At 69.6% G+C, this 17,446-nt stretch carries 15 protein-coding genes; 8 read left to right on the forward strand and 7 right to left on the reverse strand.

The window, feature by feature from the left end; all coding sequences use genetic code 11:
- The coding region (gene hemA / locus MZTS_RS18645) for a 5-aminolevulinate synthase (RefSeq protein WP_192284978.1) at positions 1–999 on the forward strand (999 nt) is incomplete at its 5' end.
- 79 nt (positions 1,000–1,078) lie between these two features.
- On the opposite strand, the gene MZTS_RS18650 is transcribed toward hemA, so the two are convergent.
- Positions 1,079–1,381 (reverse strand): alkylphosphonate utilization protein, encoded by a 303-nt coding sequence (locus tag MZTS_RS18650; protein ID WP_192284979.1) that lies wholly within the window; start codon positions 1,379–1,381, stop codon positions 1,079–1,081.
- 224 nt (positions 1,382–1,605) lie between these two features.
- Positions 1,606–2,337, reverse strand: a complete 732-nt coding sequence (locus MZTS_RS18655) for an MBL fold metallo-hydrolase (RefSeq protein WP_192284980.1) — start codon at positions 2,335–2,337, stop codon at positions 1,606–1,608.
- A gap of 352 nt (positions 2,338–2,689) precedes the next feature.
- Between MZTS_RS18655 and MZTS_RS18660 the strand changes: the two genes are divergently transcribed.
- The 3 genes from MZTS_RS18660 (at position 2,690) to MZTS_RS18670 (ending at position 5,947) form a co-directional block, all read left to right on the forward strand.
- Complete coding sequence (locus tag MZTS_RS18660) at positions 2,690–3,844, forward strand: helix-turn-helix transcriptional regulator (RefSeq protein ID WP_192284981.1); 1,155 nt, start codon at positions 2,690–2,692, stop codon at positions 3,842–3,844.
- A gap of 182 nt (positions 3,845–4,026) precedes the next feature.
- Entirely contained in the window at positions 4,027–5,409 is a 1,383-nt protein-coding gene (locus tag MZTS_RS18665; protein ID WP_192284982.1) for a class II 3-deoxy-7-phosphoheptulonate synthase, read from the forward strand.
- 319 nt (positions 5,410–5,728) lie between these two features.
- Positions 5,729–5,947 (forward strand): hypothetical protein, encoded by a 219-nt coding sequence (locus MZTS_RS18670; protein ID WP_009864617.1) that lies wholly within the window; start codon positions 5,729–5,731, stop codon positions 5,945–5,947.
- A 152-nt stretch (positions 5,948–6,099) separates the two neighbouring features.
- Here MZTS_RS18670 and MZTS_RS18675 read toward each other — a convergent pair whose 3' ends face one another.
- Positions 6,100–6,645, reverse strand: coding sequence for a hypothetical protein (locus MZTS_RS18675; protein ID WP_192284983.1), 546 nt, complete (start codon positions 6,643–6,645; stop codon positions 6,100–6,102).
- Positions 6,646–6,982: 337 nt separating this feature from the next.
- On the opposite strand from MZTS_RS18675, the gene MZTS_RS18680 reads away from it, so the two are divergent.
- Positions 6,983–7,846 (forward strand): YicC/YloC family endoribonuclease, encoded by an 864-nt coding sequence (locus tag MZTS_RS18680; RefSeq protein ID WP_192284989.1) that lies wholly within the window; start codon positions 6,983–6,985, stop codon positions 7,844–7,846.
- Between the two features lie 34 nt (positions 7,847–7,880).
- Complete coding sequence (gene gmk, locus MZTS_RS18685; protein WP_192284984.1) at positions 7,881–8,549, forward strand: guanylate kinase; 669 nt, start codon at positions 7,881–7,883, stop codon at positions 8,547–8,549.
- Positions 8,550–8,639: 90 nt separating this feature from the next.
- Here gmk and MZTS_RS18690 read toward each other — a convergent pair whose 3' ends face one another.
- The 4 genes from MZTS_RS18690 to MZTS_RS25605 all read right to left on the reverse strand — a co-directional run bounded on the left by MZTS_RS18690 (position 8,640) and on the right by MZTS_RS25605 (position 14,200).
- Positions 8,640–10,388 carry an ABC transporter ATP-binding protein gene (locus tag MZTS_RS18690; RefSeq protein ID WP_192284985.1) on the reverse strand — a complete coding sequence of 583 codons (1,749 nt, stop codon included), beginning with the start codon at positions 10,386–10,388 and terminating at the stop codon, positions 8,640–8,642.
- A 106-nt stretch (positions 10,389–10,494) separates the two neighbouring features.
- A complete protein-coding gene (locus MZTS_RS18695) occupies positions 10,495–11,673 on the reverse strand; it encodes an MFS transporter (protein ID WP_210329361.1) in 1,179 nt (392 codons plus the stop codon).
- 262 nt (positions 11,674–11,935) lie between these two features.
- The gene (locus tag MZTS_RS18700) at positions 11,936–13,180 is read right to left on the reverse strand and encodes a DUF2336 domain-containing protein (RefSeq protein WP_246482179.1); all 1,245 of its coding nucleotides are present in this window, start codon (positions 13,178–13,180) and stop codon (positions 11,936–11,938) included.
- A gap of 168 nt (positions 13,181–13,348) precedes the next feature.
- The gene (locus tag MZTS_RS25605; protein ID WP_192284986.1) at positions 13,349–14,200 is read right to left on the reverse strand and encodes a response regulator; all 852 of its coding nucleotides are present in this window, start codon (positions 14,198–14,200) and stop codon (positions 13,349–13,351) included.
- A 267-nt stretch (positions 14,201–14,467) separates the two neighbouring features.
- On the opposite strand from MZTS_RS25605, the gene MZTS_RS18710 reads away from it, so the two are divergent.
- Together MZTS_RS18710 and edd are read left to right on the forward strand one after the other, a co-directional pair.
- The gene (locus MZTS_RS18710) at positions 14,468–15,490 is read left to right on the forward strand and encodes an Hsp33 family molecular chaperone (RefSeq protein WP_192284987.1); all 1,023 of its coding nucleotides are present in this window, start codon (positions 14,468–14,470) and stop codon (positions 15,488–15,490) included.
- Positions 15,491–15,811: 321 nt separating this feature from the next.
- Positions 15,812–17,446, forward strand: a 1,635-nt coding sequence (gene edd, locus MZTS_RS18715) for a phosphogluconate dehydratase (RefSeq protein WP_192284988.1), incomplete at its 3' end; no start/stop codon positions are given.

Here is a 17,446-nt window from a genome sequence, read left to right on the forward strand (position 1 = left end):
GCGGGCGGCACCCGCAACATCGCCGGCAACAACTCGCCGCTGGTCGATCTGGAGCGTGAACTCGCCGACCTCCACGGCAAGGAGGCGGGGCTCGTCTTCACCTCGGGCTACGTCTCGAATCAGTCCGGCATCTCCACCATCGCCAAGCTGATTCCGAACTGCCTGATCCTGTCGGACGCCTTCAACCACAATTCCATGATCGAGGGCGTGCGCCATTCGGGCTGCGAGAAGCGCGTCTTCCGCCACAACGATCTCGAGCATCTCGAGCAGCTTCTGGCCGAGGCCGGCGACCGGCCGAAGCTGATCGCCTTCGAGTCGGTCTACTCGATGGACGGTGACGTGGCGCCGATCGGCGCGATCTGCGACCTCGCCGACGCCTACGGCGCCATGACCTATCTCGACGAGGTGCACGCGGTCGGCCTCTACGGCGAGCGCGGCGCCGGCATCGCCGAGCGCGACGGCGTGATGCACCGGGTCGATGTGATCGAGGGCACCCTGGCCAAGGGCTTCGGCTGCGTCGGCGGCTACATCACCGGCTCCGCCAATCTCTGCGACGCGGTGCGCAGCCACGCGGCGGGCTTCATCTTCACCACCGCCCTGCCGCCGGCCATCGCCGCCGCGGCCCGTGCCTCGGTGCGCTACCTCAAGCGCTCGAAGACGGAGCGGGAGGCGCATCAGCTCCAGGCGGCCCGCACCAAGGCGGCCCTGGAAGCCGCCGGCCTGCCGGTGCTCGCCACCGAGACCCATATCGTGCCGGTGATGGTGGGCGATGCCGAGCTGTGCAAGGCGGCCGCCGACCACCTGCTGGAGCGGCACGACATCTACATCCAGCCGATCAACTACCCCACGGTGCCGCGGGGCACCGAGCGCCTGCGCATCACTCCGTCGCCCTTCCACGACGATGCCCGCATCGCGGCCCTGACCGCCGCCCTGGTCGAGACCTGGGACACCCTCGATCTGCCGCGGGCGGGGACGGTGTTCGCCGCCGCCGCGGAGTAGGCGGCCGCTCCGGAGAGGAGCACGGCCGTATCCGCACGGCCCCCGACCGCGCGGACATGGCATCTCGTGAAAATCGCCCTCAGCGCTTGCGTACGAATTCCGTGCGCAGGACGAGGCCCTTGATGCTGTCGTGGCGGCAATCGATCTCCTCCGGGTCGTCCGTGAGGCGGATCGAGCGGATGACGGTGCCCTGCTTCAGGGTCTGGTTCGCGCCCTTGACCTTGAGATCCTTGATCAGGGTCACCGAATCGCCATCGGCGAGGATGTTGCCCGACGCGTCGCGGACGGGCTCACGCGCGGCGCCCGTCTCGGCCGTCGCTCCGGCGGGGCGCCATTCGCCGAGCGCCTCGTCGTAGATGTAGGTATCGTCCGTATCCGTCATCGTCTGGCTCCTGGCGGTCACGCCGCCGTGAGCGCGGCCATAGCGGCGCGGCAGGCTGTCCGGCAAGCGCACTGCGGGCATGGCTCCGCGCCGACAACCGTTTCGGGAGCCCGCGCCGGTCATACCCAAACCGGTCGATCCCTTCGGGAGGGCGGATGTGGCTCCGCTCAGACGCCGCGCGGGCTCCCTGATCCTGCCCCCGGTCTCATCAGCCGGAGACAGGATCAGAGATCGATGACGAAGCCGTCCTCCGCCGCGATGTAGCCGTCGGGCGTATGGGCGATCATCTCCGGGCTCATATGCGTCAGCATCAGCCGCTTCGGGCCGATCTCCGGCAGGCGCCGTTTGAGCGTCGCCCAGTCGAGATGAAACTTGACCGGGCGCTCCAGCGTGTACCCTTCCGCGATCATCAGGTCGGCCCCACGCCCGGCCTCGATCAGCGCCTCCACCCATTCGGTGTCGCCGGTATAGCTCAGCACCCGGCCGCCGCATTCCAACCGCAGGGCATGCGAGGGGGCGCCGGAGGGATGGCGCACGGCGAAGGCGGTGGCGGTGACGCCGCCGGCCGCGATGGGCGGCCCGGCCTCCATCTCCACGACCTCGACCTTGAAGCGGCGCTCGGCCGTGCTGGAGCCGGGAAACAGAACCTCCATCGCCGCCTGCAGGCGCTCGGCCGTGCCCGTCGGCCCGACCACGGTCAGGGGAGCCTTGCGCCCGCTGACGAGCTGACCGTCGAGGATCAGCCAGGGCAGGCCGCCGAAATGGTCGCCGTGGAGATGGGTGAGGAACACCGTGCCGATTCGGTTCGGCTCGACGCCGAAGCGGCGGATCGCGATGAGCGCGGAGGCGCCGCAATCGATCAGGAAGGCGTTGTCCGGCGCATCGACGTGGAAACAGGTGTTGAAGCGCCCGCCGGAGCCGAAGGCGTCGCCGCAACCGAGAACCTGAAGCCGCATGGAAGGGTCCTCACAGAAGCATCCTCGTCCCGGAGCATCGTTCCCGGACGGTGAGATCCGGTATCGGAGAGCCGATGATGCGCGCGACCGCCGCGGCTGTCGATCTCCGGCGGGGCCGGGCATCCGCATGCCGTCCCGACTGGCGAGGCCGCTCCTCCTTCGGGCCGCAGTTTTCTCTCAGTCATTTGATCGGTGTGGATACGTGGCGGAAGCCGGAAGCGATCCCGATCGGATGGCGTAGATTTCCGGTGTCCCTCGCGGAAGCGTCACGACCGTCGGATGTGCCCTCGGCGGTCAGGGAGGGGCGGCGGGCCGGCCCCCGAGCAGCGATCCCGTCAGTCATTCCGGAGTCATGACGATCCAGCCCCGTCGCCTTCCCCCTGCCCTCGGCCCGGCCGCGCTGGAGCCTTCCGGTGCCCTGCCGGCCGAGGCCGTTGCCCTGATCGACCGGATCTACGAGGCGGCAACGGTCCCGGAATTGTGGCGTCAGGTGCTGATCGACCTCGCGCGCTTCGTCGATGCGCCGGATGCGGTGATGATCGTCTCCGCCGGCACCCGGTTTCGCAGCTGGGTGACGACCTCGTCGGAATTCGATGATCTGGTGCTCGCCTATTTCGAGCAATATCCCGACAATCTCCGCTTCCGGCGCCTGCTCGAGATGCCCCATGCGGGCTTCCTCACCGATCCCGACGTGGTGACCGCGGAAGAGATCGCGACGCAGCCGATCTATCAGGATCTCCTGATCCCCAGGGGCTACGGCGCCGGGACCTCGACCATCGTGATGGTGCCGAGCGGCGACAGCGTGATCATCCATTGCGAGCGCTCCCGCGCGCGGGGCGATTTCGATCCGCGAACGATCGCCACGCTCGATCGCCTGCGCCCGCATCTCGCCCGGGCCGCCCTGCTCTCCACCCGGCTGGAGATGGAGCGGTTGGCCACCACCACGCAGACGCTCGAGGCGCTGGGTCTGCCCGCCGCCGCGCTCTCGGCGAGCGGCCGGCTCCTCAACGCCAATGCCTCCCTTGCCGCGCTGATGCCGCATACCGTGAGCGACCAGCCCTCGCGGCTCGCCGTCGTCGATCCGGCCGCCGACCAGCTCCTGCGCGAGGCGATCGCGGATTCGGGGCGGGACGGGGCGATGCCGGTGCGCTCGATCCCGATCGCGGCGGATGGTGAGCGTCCCCCCGTGATCCTGCATCTCGTGCCGCTCCACGGGGCGGCTCACGACGTCTTCGCCCGCGCCCGCTTCGTGCTGGTGGCCACGCCGGTCGTGGCCCAGGAGGTGCCGAGCGCGAACGTGGTCCAGGGGCTGTTCGATCTCACGCCGGCGGAGGCCCGGCTCGCCGCCCTGATCGCGGCGGGGGATGCGCCGACGCCGGCTGCGGCCAAGCTCGGCATCAAGCCCAACACGGCCCGCTCCGTTCTCCAGCGCATCTTCCAGAAGACCGGCGTGTCGCGGCAAGCCGAACTCGTCAGCCTGCTGGCCGGCCGGGGCAAGGCGAGGTAGATTGTCCCTGTCGCCCTGGGCCGCCCTCTTCCGCGGCGAGGCAGCGGCCGGCGCAGGTCTGGCCGGAGCGGGGTGAGCGCCTGTCGGCTCGCCACTGGCGAAAAACCTCTTTATAAGCCGCGCTTCGCGCGAGGCGGGAGGGCCCGCGCGCATCACCCGATGGGGTGAGCGGAGAAAGTATCATGGCTGAGCGGTGGACCCCGAAAACCTGGCGCAACCTGCCGATCCAGCAGGTCCCGTCCTATCCGGACGCGGGCGCTCTCCAGGCCGTCGAGGCGCAGCTCGCGAGCTTTCCGCCGCTGGTTTTTGCAGGTGAGGCCCGCAAGCTGAAGGCCGCGCTGGCGCGTGTCTCGACGGGCCAGGCCTTCCTCCTGCAGGGCGGCGATTGCGCGGAGAGCTTCGACGAGCACTCGGCCGACAACATCCGCGATTTCTTCCGCGTCTTCCTGCAGATGGCGATGGTGCTCACCTTCGCGGGCGGCTCGCCCGTGGTGAAGGTCGGCCGCATCGCCGGGCAATTCGCCAAGCCGCGCTCCTCGCCGACCGAGACGCTGGAGGGCGTGTCGCTGCCGAGCTACCGCGGCGACATCATCAACGGGCTGACCTTCACCGAAGAGGCCCGGATCCCCGATCCGCGCCGGCAGCTCGAAGCCTACCGGCAATCGGCGGCGACGCTGAACCTGCTGCGCGCCTTCGCCACCGGCGGCTACGCCAATCTGGAGAACGCGCATCGCTGGATGCTGGGCTTCGTCAAGGACAGCCCACAATCCTCGCGCTACCGCGACGTGGCCGAGCGGATGTCGGACGCGCTCGACTTCATGCGCGCCATCGGCATCAACCCGGAGACGCATCAGGAAGTCCGCACCACGGATTTCTACACCAGCCACGAGGCGCTGCTGCTCGGATACGAGGAGGCGCTGACCCGCGTCGATTCGACGAGCGGCGATTGGTACGCCACCTCCGGTCACATGCTCTGGATCGGCGACCGCACCCGCCAGCCCGACCATGCCCATGTCGAGTACGCCCGCGGCATCAAGAACCCGATCGGCCTCAAATGCGGCCCCTCGACCACGGCCGAGGGGCTGATCCGGCTGATCGATCTCCTCAACCCGGAGAACGAGGCCGGGCGCCTCAGCCTGATCTGCCGCTTCGGCGCGGACAAGGTCGGCGACCATCTGCCGAACCTGATCCGCACGGTGCAGCGCGAGGGCCGCAGCGTGGTCTGGGTCTGTGACCCGATGCACGGCAACACCATCGCCGCCGGCCGCTACAAGACGCGGCCGTTCGAGCGGGTGATGCAGGAAATCGAGGGGTTCTTCGGCGTCCACCGGGCGGAGGGGACGATTGCCGGCGGCATCCATCTGGAAATGACCGGCAAGGATGTCACCGAATGCACCGGCGGCGCCCGTGCGCTCACGGCCGACGACCTTCAGGATCGCTACCACACCTATTGCGATCCGCGCCTCAACGCGGAGCAGGCGCTGGAAGTGGCGTTCCTGACCGCCGAGCTGGTCAAGCGCGAGCGTGCCGAGATCGAGCGCCCGCATCTCGACGCGGCGGAGTGAACTTTCCGGAGCGGGCGCCGCAAGGGGCCTCGCCGGAAACAGATCGCCGTGTCGATTGGAAGTTGCGTGAGTTCTCCGGCCTGCAAGTTCAGGCAATAAGCCGAAGAGCAACTGGCAATTTCGAGGTATAATGCGTCATAGCCGGCGCGATCCCGCAGGATCGCGCCGGCTTTTTTCTGTCTCATTCCGGCCCTTTGTCGATGGAGCGATTCTCAAGCCGACAAAATGATCGCGAAGCACCACATCGGCGCGCGTCAAGAATGTTTCTCACGCTCAAGCTTGGTTATCATCTCCTTAATGGCTCGGTTGGGGAGGCGGTATGGCGGCGGTGTCGGCGATCAGGAAGGGGTCTCGCCTCCGCAACCTCTGGCCGAGCCGGACCCTGCGGATGCCGCCCCCGGCCTCTCCTCCGTCGGACGCGACGATCGTCGAAGCCGACCTTGCCGGTCAGGATCCGCAGGCGCTTCCGCGCGGCCTCACCGCCCATGAGCTGATCGCCATGGCACGGACCGCTCGGGCGCGTCGCTCGCAATCGTGAGCCGCCAACGCGGTTCCGGCCCGGTGCGGGACTATCGCTGCGGTGCCGGGCAGGCGCTCGGACAGGCGCCGAGGTCACGACCCCAGTAAGATGGCCGGGGCCGCCAAGCCGCTCGGAGGGAGAACCCGCGAGGGGCCGAGCGCCGGGCCGCGCTACTGCACCAGGGCCAGCCGCCCCCGTGTCTCGGTGGTGCCGGTATGGATCGGCGGCTCGGCATGGCCGGCGAAGAAGTCCTCAACCATCTCGCGCAGGATCTCGGCGAGGTCGCCGCCGCGATCGACCTCGACATGCACGTCGTTGCCGACGGAGCGGCCGAGGCTCTGCGTGACGTTGGTCGTCGCCGTGACGAGGCGCTCGTTATACTCCGCCCCGAGGCCGGTCACCGCGATGAAGTTCCGGCCGCCGAGCACGGGGCCGTATTTCACCGTGATCCGATGCTCCTGGTCGGTGCCGCTGCGCAGCGTGGCGGTGAAGCCGACGAAATCGTCGCGATCGACCTCCGGCGCGGGGCAGATGATGCGGCCGTGCTCGATGCCGTCCTCCTCCAGCACCTCGGCCATCATGGTCAGCACCTCGATGATCGGGGCGAGGGCCCGCGTGCCCTCCTGAAGCAGCTTGGCGCGCACCCGGTTCTTCTGGGCGTCGGCGGCGCGCAGGCGGGCGCGGAAGCGATTCTTGATGTCGAAGGGGTTTGTCATGAATGGGTCCCCGCTCAAACGTTCGGTGCCCTCTGATCGATCCGTAAAGTAGGAACGACGCTAAGATGCGTCAATCCGATGCTCAGTATTCGTGCCTGCTTTCACGGTGGGCTATTGCTTAGGATATTCGCGTGCCTCTTTGTTATGCAGGTTTTTAGGGGCAGCATTTGCTGCGCTGCGGCCGACCTCTGGTGCGGTGCGGATCGGCGGCTGCCATCCCCCGCGCACATTGCGCTTTGTCTCCCGAAACGCTTATCCGGGTTGACGGCAGGCCCGATTCTGAGCGGTCGGCAGAGCGAGCGGGGAGCGAGGCAGCTTGGATACGACCATCGCCAGCATGACGGGCTTTGCCCGGGCATCGGGCACCACCGGCCCGGTGCAGTGGCTCTGGGAGATCCGCACCGTCAACGGGCGCGGGCTCGACATCCGGGTTCGCGTGCCGAACGGGTTCGAGGCGGCGGGGGAGGCGGCCCGGGCCGCCCTGTCCAAGGCCCTGGCCCGCGGTCAATGTCAGCTCGGCCTCACCCTGACGCGCCCCGAGGCGGCGGCGCGGGTGCGCATCGACGAGGACCTGCTGGCCCGCCTCGCCGAGGCGGCCGCCCGGGTGCCCCGGCCGGAGGGGGTCGGGCCGGCCACGCTCGACGGATTGCTCGCGCTGCGCGGCGTCGTGGAGGTCGAGACCGAGGCGAGCGCGGATCCCGAGCGGCTCAACCGCGACCTCGCCGCCGGGATCGACGCTCTCGTCGCCGACCTCGTCGCCGCCCGCCGGGCGGAAGGCGCCCAATTGCGCACCATCGTCGGCGGCCAGCTGACCGAGATCGCCCGCCTGACCCAGGCGGCCGAGGACTGCCCCGCGCGCCGGCCGGAGGCGGTCCGGGCCCGGCTCGCCGATGCGGTGGTCCTGCTCGTCGGCAGCGGCGGCCTCGATCCCGACCGCCTGCACCAGGAGGCGGTGCTGCTCGCGGCCAAGGCCGATGTGCGCGAGGAGCTCGACCGGCTGCGGGCTCACCTCGCCGCCGCGGGCGACCTGCTGGCGCAGGGCGGCGCCATCGGGCGGCGGCTCGATTTCCTGGCGCAGGAACTCGGGCGCGAGGCCAACACCCTCTGCGCCAAGGCCGGCGACATCAGCCTGTCGCGGATCGGACTCGACTTGAAGGCCGTGGTGGAGCAATTCCGCGAGCAGGTGCAGAACGTCGAATGAGGATGCCGGACGTGGTCAGCAGGGTGAACGGCCGATGACGCAGGGTTCCACGCAAACCAGGCCGGAGATCGCGCGGCGCGGGCTGATCCTGATCCTGTCCTCGCCCTCCGGGGCGGGCAAGACCACGCTGACCCGGGCCATCGCCCAGCGGCCGGACTGGAATCTCGAATTGTCGATCTCGGTGACCACCCGGTCGCGCCGTCCCTCGGAGATCGATGGGCGCGATTACCGCTTCATCGACCGGGAGGCCTTCGACGATCTGCAGAGCCGCGACGACCTGCTCGAATGGGCGGAGGTCCACGGCAATTTCTACGGCACGCCGCGGCGCCCGGTGGAGAAGACCCTCGGCCAGGGCCGGGACATGATCTTCGACATCGACTACCAGGGCACCCGCCAGGTCCGGCAGCGCCTGCAGGACGACGTGGTGACGGTGTTCATCCTGCCGCCGAGCTTTTCGGAGCTGCGCCACCGCCTGGAGCGCCGGGCGGAGGATTCGCCCGAGATCATCGAGCGGCGGCTGGCCAATGCCCGCAACGAGATGCAGCGCTGGAGCGAGTACGACTACGTCATCGTCAACGACGACCTCGACGAGTCCTTCCGCGCGCTTCAGGCGATCCTGACCGCCGAACGTCTCAAGCGCAGCCGCCGCACCGGGCTGCCGGGCTTCGTCGACGGGCTGCTGGCGGAGGCCGACCGAGGCTGACCCCGTCTCGCGGAAGCGAGGCGGCAGGCGACGTCGACCGGGAGCGCGAGGCTGTCCGACGGGGTCCGGAGCGAGCGGGCGCTCCGGCCGTCACTCCGCCGCTGAACGCGGCAGGCCCGTGAATGAGTCCTCGACCTGCGCCGCGTGCAGGCGGCGGTAATAGCCGTCGCCGGCCAGAAGCGCGTCGTGGCGGCCCTGCTCGACGATGCCGCTCTCGGCGACCACGACGATGCGGTCGGCGTGGCGGATCGTGGCGAGCCGGTGGGCGATCACCAGGGTGGTGCGCCCTGCCGCCAGCTCGAACAGCGAAGCCTGGATTTCGCGCTCGGTCTGGGTGTCGAGCGCCGAGGTCGCCTCGTCGAGGATCAGGATCGGCGGGTTCTTGAGGAAGGCGCGGGCAATCGCCAGCCGCTGCTTCTGCCCGCCCGAGAGCTTCACTCCGCGCTCGCCGATCACGGTGTCGAGTCCCTGGGGCAGTGAGGCGATCAGGCCATCGAGCCGGGCGCGGGCGGCCGCCTCCAGGATCTCGGCCTCGCTCGCCCCCAGGCGGCCATAGGCGATGTTCTCGCGGATGGTGCCTGCGAACAGGAACACGTCCTGCTGCACGATGCCGATCTGGCCCCTGAGCGAGGCCAGCGTCAGGTCACGGATGTCGTGCCCGTCGATGGTGATGCGCCCGGCTTCCGCCTCGTAGAAGCGCGGGATCAGCGAGCACAGGGTCGTCTTGCCCGCCCCCGACGGGCCGACGAAGGCCACCGTCTCGCCCGCATGGATGGTCAGGTCGATGTTCGAGAGCACCGGCCGGTCCGGGCTGTAGCCGAAGCGGACGCCCTCCAGGCGGATCTCGCCCCTGAGCGGCGGGGCGGCGATCGCGCCCGGCCGGTCGGCGATGTCGGCCTCGGTGGCGAGCAGCGCCTGGTAGCGGCGGAAGCCGGCGATGCCCTTCGGGTAGGTCTCGATCACCGCGCCGATCTTTTCCAGCGGCCGGTAGAACACGCCGACGAGCAGCAGGAAGCCGACGAAGCCGCCGGCGGTCAGGTCGCCGCGCACCACGAAGGCGGCGCCGCCGAGCAGCACCACGATCTGCACCAGCCGCAGGCCGAGATAGTTGATCGAGAGCGCACCGGCCATCAGGCGATAGGCTTCGAGCTTGGTCGCGCGGTATTTGAGGTTGTCGGAGGCGAACAGCGCGCGCTCATGCGCCTCGTTGGCGAAGGCCTTCACCACGCGGATGCCGCCGACATTCTCCTCGATCCGGGCATTGAAGGCGCCGACGCGGCCGTACTGGGCCTGCCAGTTGCGGGTCATCCGCCCGCCGTAGCGGAGGGTGACGAAGGCGATCAGCGGCAGGATCGCCAGCGTCATCAGCGCCAGGGGCGGGTGCACGAGGAACATCAGCGCGAAGGCGCCGACCAGCGTCATCACCGCGATGAACATATCCTCGGGCCCGTGATGGGCGACCTCGCCGATCTCCTCCAGATCCTTGGTGACGCGGGCCACCAGATGGCCGGTCTTCTGCCCGTCGAAGAAGCGGAAGGAGAGCTTCTGCAGGTGGTCGAAGGCACGGGCCCGCATCTCGGTCTCGATGTTGATCCCGAGCACGTGGCCCCAATAGGTGACGACCACCATCAGGCCGGCATTGGTGACGTAGAGCAGCGTCAGCCCCGCCGCGGCGAGCCCGATCAGGCCCCAATCCTGCTGCGGCAGCAGGTGGTCGACGAAGGCTTTGACCGCGAGCGGGAAGCCGAGTTCGAGCAGGCCCGAGAGCACGGCGCAGCCGAAATCCACCAGGAACAGCGTCCGGTGCGGCCGGTAATAGGCGAGGAAGGCCTTCAGCATGGCGCGGATGTGATCTGCGATCTGGCCGGGAAGAGGGCGATCCCTCCTGTCAGGCGCATAAGCGAGCCCGCGCCGATGCGCCAGGAGCGGCGGCGCGGGGCTCCCCTCACGGTGCCGCGCGGTCGGCGGCGAGCGTCCGCGCGATGGCGCCGCGCAGGAGCAGGACGGCGAGCCCGTAGAACGGGACGGCCAGGGCGAAATAGACGGGCCAGCCGAAAGCTTCGGCGAGGGCCGGGGCACCGACCCGCAGCGGCATGGCGGCGAAGAAGGCCGCCCCGAACAGCAGGGCGTAGTCGGTGGCGGGCTGCGGCCCCTGGGCCCAGCGGTAGATCATGTTGAAGACCGGCACGCCGAGGCCGCCGCCGCACAGGATGCCGAGGATCGCCGCCGCGATCCCGAGACCGGGCGACCCGGCCGCGCTCGCCCCGAGCATCAGCAGGCCGGAGGCCGCGACCCCGAGGGCGGAGACGGTGATCAGCGGAATCGTGCCGACCCGGCGCACGAGGACGCCGGAGACCAGGGCCATGACGAGGTTGATGGCGGAGGAGAGCCCACCGGTGACGAGGCCGACCTCGGAGAGGGGCACGCCGAGATCGAGCAGGGCGAGGTTGTTCGAGCCGGTCAGCGCGAACATCGCCGCGAAGTAGAGGCCGAGCACCAGCACGCGCCCGCCGAGCCGGCGCAGGCGGCCGAGGGCAAGGGCGCTCCGCGGAGGCTCGGACGAAGGGCGCCGCAGCCGCCGCTCGGGATAGTTCAGCATCGGCAGGAGACAGAGCAGGTTCAGGCCCGCCACCACGAGCACGGCGCCCTGCCAGCCGAGCCGGTCGTATTCGGCGATCAGGAGGCCGGCGCCGACAATGCCGCCGAGGGAGGCGCCGCACAGCTTGGCCGAGGCGATGGAAGGGCGTCGCTCCGGGCCGACGGTCTCCACCACCAGGGCTTCGAGGGCGATATCCATGGTGGCGACGCAGACACAGGTCGCCAGGGCGAGCCCGAACAGGACCGGCAGCGGCCAGGTTTCACCCCGGCTCAGCACCAGGAGAAGCGCGATGGCGCCGCCCTGCATCAGCACGATCCAGCCGAGGCGGTGGGGCAGGTGCGGCAGGCGGAGCCGGTCCACGAGCATGGCCCACAGGAAGGTGAGGCCGACCGGCAGGTTGATGAGCTGGAGGAAGCCGACTTCGGCGAGATCGATGCCGCGCGCGCGCAGGATCAGCGGCGCGCCGCTGATCAGGAAGCCGAGCGTGGTGCCGAAGGTGACGTAGAGGCAGAGGAAAGGAACCAACTGGGCCGCCCAGCCGGGATCGGCTGGGCCGGCCTCCCGCCGATCGGATATGGCGGGACCAGCCGGATGCTCCCGTTCGAGGCGAGGCTCCGGGTCTCGCGCGGAATCGGGGGCGCTCACCCTCTTCGCCTGCGGTGGCCGTGTCCCATGCCCGATCTTCCGGCGGCGCGACAGCGCCAAGCTGACGGTTTCCGCATCGCTCGATGCATCCCCGGCCGATCTTTTTCAATCGCATGGCTGCCGTGTCGTGCGCTCGCCTCCGTCACGGCCTGTCGAGCAGGGGAGGCGGCTCGTCCATGTCCTGGGGGAAGGCGGCGACGCGCAGGGGCAGGGCAGCGAAGCGGATCAGGCGGCGCGCGGCGAGTGGGCTCAGGCGCCGATGCAGCTCGTAGGCCTCGTTCACGCTCACGATAGGCATGTCCTCGCCATAGCGTTGGGAGAGCAGCGCCTTGAGCAGCGACCAGGGATGATCGAGCCCGCGCAGGAGGGCGGCCATCGTCGCGGGCTTGGGCGCATCGAAGGTGGCGACCGTCACCGCCAGCGGCAGGCCGGTGCGCAGGGCGATGGTGGCGAGCACATCCTCGATGCGGTTGAGGTTCGCCCAGCGTTCCAGCTGCGCCGGGTTCGGCTTGGCGTTTTCGAAGCGGCGCCGGACGAAGTCGGCCGAGGCGTCGAAACGCGCGAGCCGCGTCTCTGTCAGGGGGCGGGCCAGCGTCTGCCGCGCTTGCGACAGCAGATCGTCCATCGAGAGCCTATCGCTTCCGACGTCGTGCCGCAGCGCGTCGATGGCCCGCGCCCGCGTCAGTTCGAGCAGGGCGGGGCGATGCGCGGGCGGCAGGTCCGCGCGGGTGGCGAGGCGGAGCGTCACGGCTTCCGAACGGGCGGAATGGGCGATCAGGCCGGAGAAGCCGGCTTCGGAGAAGCAGGCGCCGCCATTCTCGAGAAGGCGCGCAGCGACAGGCCCGTCGCCGTGACGGATCAGGCAATCCGTGAGGCCGGCCGGCAGGACCGGGCGGGCGGTGATGGAGAGGCGCTGAGCCTGCGCGGCCGAGGCGGCGATATCGGCCAGGATGTCGGTCCCGAGGCTGGTGCAGCGGCTGAGGAGCGGGGCGGCCACGCGGGCGGAGCGGTCCCGGGCCAGGGCTTGCGAGGTCCGTGGCGGCCCGAGCCGCAGGTCGGCCAGCTGCTCGGCGAAGGCCGTGCGGGCGGCGGTATCGATCTGACCGCACAGGGTGAGCAGCAGGGCGTCGAAGGCAGGCTTCTCGGGCGGGGCCAGCCGCGACCAGCGCTTGGTGAGCAGTGCGGCCGATTGCAGGACGAGCTGCGACTGCAGGCCCCTGTCGCCGCTGCGCAAGGCCTCCTCGATGCGCGTGACCAGGGTGTTGAGGCGTGCCCGCGCATAAGGGTGCTGCGTTCCTGGCCGATGCCCCCGCTCGTCCTCCGGCGAGCCGGGGCGAGGAGCCGGGCCTCTCCCCTGCATCGGTTGGTGCTGAGAACCCGTATCCATGTTTCGGGCCGATGCTCCGGACCTGTTCGAGCGGGGCGGATGCCGCCTCGGGGGGATGGGAGGAGGAGACTCGGTCCTCTCCAAGCGGAGATCCTGGCGGAGGTCGTGGCAGCGGTTGTGGCAGCGGTTGTGGATGGGGGGGCCGGCTCCGATGGGCCGCGTCCTGCATCACGGATCGCCCGGCCGTTCCGGCGGCCCTCCCTTCACGGGCAGCGCGGCGGGGGGCTCGGCGGCGATCAGGTTCTCGCGCTTGAGCGCGTTGATGAGGTAGGGGTGCCAGAGGCCGAAGCTCGTATGCACGGCCTTGTCGATGTCGAAGAACTGGAACGGCTTGGGCAGGAAGCCCGAGGCGCCGAAGGTCGCCAGCTGACGCTCGACGCCGGCCTCGATCCGCGTCCCGGTCATCAGGATCCGGGCGGCGGGATGGCGGTCGTTGATGCGGCAGGCGACTTCGAGGGCGGAATAATCGGGCAAGCCCATCTCGACGATGGCGAGGTCGATCGGTTGCCGTTCGATGAGCCGCACCGCCTCCGATCCGCCCGCGACCTCCGAGATCCGGAACGAGAAATGACTCTGGCCGAGCAGCTTGCGGATCAGCTTGCGCGTGGTGTGGCCGGGATCGACGATGAGCAGATCGAGGGAGCGGGACAGAATCCTGCTGGCATCGAGAATGCGGATGATATGGTGATCGCCCAGCGGTTTGAGCATGACGTCGTAGGCGCCGATGCGCATGGCGATCGAGGGCCATTGGGGGGCGAGCATGTCGGTGACGAGGACGACGAGACCTTGCGGGTTTCCCGCCTCGCGCCAGCGCCGGATGTCGGCCCCGTTGGTCTGCGGCAGCAGGACGTCGATGAAGAGGACGTCGATCCTCGCCGAGGTGAGGGTCCGGTTCAGGGCGACCCCGTCGGCGGCCTCGACGAGGGAGGCGTCCGGGGTGAGCCGCCTGATCGCCTCCATCAGGGTCAATCGTGTCTCCTCGTCCGGATCGGCAACGAGGATGGTCGGCGAAGAAGTCACGCGAGCCCCGTGGACGTCAGGCGGGGAGAAGGCCGAGGAGATCCCGAGGGAGACCTCACCCCATCTCTACGGCCGGCTTTCTAAAGTTTACGTGATGATGTCGTCGGCGGGCGTCGGGCTCCGACCTCGCGCCTGCGCCCTCCACCCCCCATATGGGGCCGGTCGAGGGCGCAGGCCGGTCCGCGCGCTCCCGCCGGTCCGGCGTGCTGCCCGCCGCCGCGCTCGCCCTCTTGCCCCCTTCCCGTCCAGTTCGGATACGGAGAGCCCATGAGCTCCGGACACGTTTCCTCTTCCATGGCCGTCACGCCCACCGCTTCGCTCGAAGGCGGCGACGACGCCGCGCTGCCCTTCGCCGTCGAGGCGCTGGATCTGCGCGGCCGCGCGGTGCGGCTCGGGCCGTCGGTCGACACCATCCTGCGCCGTCACGGCTATCCCGATGCGGTGGCGCGGCTGATCGGCGAGGCGGCGGCGCTGACCGTGCTGCTCGGCTCCTCGCTGAAGCTCGAAGGCCGCTTCCAGCTCCAGACCAAGACCGACGGGCCGGTCGGCATGCTGGTGGTCGATTTCGAGGCTCCCGACCGGCTGCGCGCCACCGCCCGCTTCGAAGCGGAGCCCGTCGCGGCCCTCGGCCCGAAGGCGCGCGCCGCCGACCTGATGGGCCAGGGCCACCTCGCCATGACCATCGATCAGGGCTCGACCCAGAGCCGCTACCAGGGTGTGGTGGCGCTGGAGGGGCAGAGCCTGGAAGAGGCCGCCCACCAGTATTTCCGGCAATCCGAGCAGATCCCGACCCTGGTGCGCCTCGCCGTCGCCGAGCAGATGGAGGGGGGCGAGAGCCGCTGGCGCGCGGGTGGCCTGCTCGTCCAGTTCCTGCCGACCTCGCCCGACCGGATGCGTCAGGCCGACCTGCCGCCCGGCGATGCGCCGGAGGGGCACGAGATCCTGGCCGGTGCTCCGGGCGAGGACGATGCCTGGGTCGAGGCGCGCAGCCTCGTGAACACCGTGGAGGATCACGAATTGGTCGATCCGGCGGTGTCGAGCGAGCGGCTGCTCTACCGGCTGTTCCACGAGCGCGGCGTGCGGGTGTTCGACGCCCAGACGATCATCGAGCGCTGCCGCTGCTCGCAGGAGCGGGTGATGGGCATGATCCGCTCGTTCTCGGCGGAGGAGCGCCGGGACATGGTGGCAGATGACGGCACCATCGCCATCACCTGCGAGTTCTGCTCGCGCCGCTACGTCCTCGATCCGGCCGAGATGGAGCGGGAGATCGCGGCCGTCCCTGGGGCGTGAGCCAAGTTTCTGGCGCCTCGCATGCCTTGGGAATTCGGTGATTTCCGGCGACGGGAGGATCCGCGAGGTGGCTGTCGTTTCAGCTTCAGGTGCAGGTGGCTGATACGGGATCTGCTTGACCGGAGCGGGTTCCGTATCGGCAAGCCCGCGCGGCGCCTGAGCGAAGCCCAAATCCGCCATCCTGGAGGGATCGAACGGATTGGGTATGAAAACGTTCTCACGCCTGTGATGCGATGGGGAGCCGCTTCGTGCTAAGGAGGAGCAAATCCCGTCCGCACGGGACCGCCCGTGCCGTCGACATGCGAACGAGGCGAACGAGCCATGCCGGAGCTTCATCCCGAGGTCGCCGCAGTCACCGAGCGCGTGATTGCGCGCTCCCGCGACAGCCGCCGCGCCTATCTCGACCTGATCGAGCGGGAGCGCGAGGCGGGGGTGCACCGCCCGAAACTCGCCTGCGGCAACCTCGCCCACGGCTTCGCGGCCTCGGGTGAGGACAAGCCGGCGATCATCGCCGGCAAGGCCATGAATATCGGCATCGTCACCGCCTATAACGACATGCTCTCGGCCCATCAGCCCTACGGGCGCTATCCGGAGCAGATCAAGCTGTTCGCCCGCGAGGTGGGCGCGACGGCGCAGGTCGCGGGCGGCACGCCGGCCATGTGCGACGGCGTCACCCAGGGCCAGCGCGGCATGGAGCTGTCGCTGTTCTCCCGCGACACCATCGCGCTCTCCACGGCCGTCGCCCTGAGCCATGGCATGTTCGAGGGGGCGGCGCTTCTCGGCATCTGCGACAAGATCGTGCCGGGCCTGATCATCGGGGCGCTGCGCTTCGGCCACCTGCCGGTGATCCTGATTCCGGCCGGCCCGATGCCCTCCGGCCTCGCCAACAAGGAGAAGCAGCGCATCCGCCAGCTCTATGCCGAGGGCAAGGTCGGCCGGAAGGAGCTTCTGGAGAGCGAGTCCGCTTCCTATCACGGGGCCGGCACCTGCACCTTCTACGGCACGGCGAACTCCAACCAGATGATGATGGACGTGATGGGCCTGCACATGCCCGGCGCCTCCTTCATCAATCCCGGCACGCGGCTGCGGCAGGCGGTGACGCGCTCGGCCATTCACCGGCTCGCCGAGATCGGCTGGTCGGGCAACGATTACCGCCCGCTCGGGCGCTGCATCGACGAGAAGGCGATCGTCAACGCCATCGTCGGCCTGCTCGCCACCGGCGGTTCGACCAACCACGCGATCCACCTGCCGGCCATGGCGCGCGCCGCCGGCATCGTCATCGACTGGGAGGATTTCGATCAGCTTTCCGCCGTCGTGCCGCTGATCGCCCGGGTCTATCCGAACGGCGCCGGCGACGTGAACCATTTCCACGCGGCCGGCGGCATGTCCTACGTCATCGCTTCGCTGATCGATGCGGGCCTCCTTCACGACGACATCCTCACCGTGGCCGGCACGCGCCTGCGCGACCACGCCCGCGACCCGAAGCTGGCAGGGGAGGGGGACGAGCTGACCTTCGAGGACGCGCCGGCCGAGCCGCTGGACGAGTCCATGCTGCGGCCGCCGGCAAAGCCCTTCCAGCCCGATGGCGGAATGCGGCTGGTGAAGGGCAATCTCGGCCGCGCCACCTTCAAGACCAGCGCGGTCGAGCCGGAGCGGCGCACGATCCAGGCGCCGGCCCGCGTCTTCTCCGATCAGGACGAGGTCATCGCCGCCTTCAAGGCGGGGGAATTGGAGCGGGACGTCGTGGTGGTCGTGCGCTTCCAGGGGCCGCGGGCCAACGGCATGCCGGAATTGCACAAGCTCACCCCCCCGCTCGGCGTGTTGCAGGATCGCGGTTTCAAGGTCGCCCTCGTCACGGATGGACGCATGTCGGGCGCCTCCGGCAAGGTCCCGGCGGCGATCCATGTCAGCCCCGAGGCGGTCGGCGGCGGCCCGATCGGCCGCATCCGCGACGGC

The organism is Methylorubrum zatmanii (assembly GCF_014845115.1).
Lineage (GTDB): Bacteria > Pseudomonadota > Alphaproteobacteria > Rhizobiales > Beijerinckiaceae > Methylobacterium > Methylobacterium zatmanii.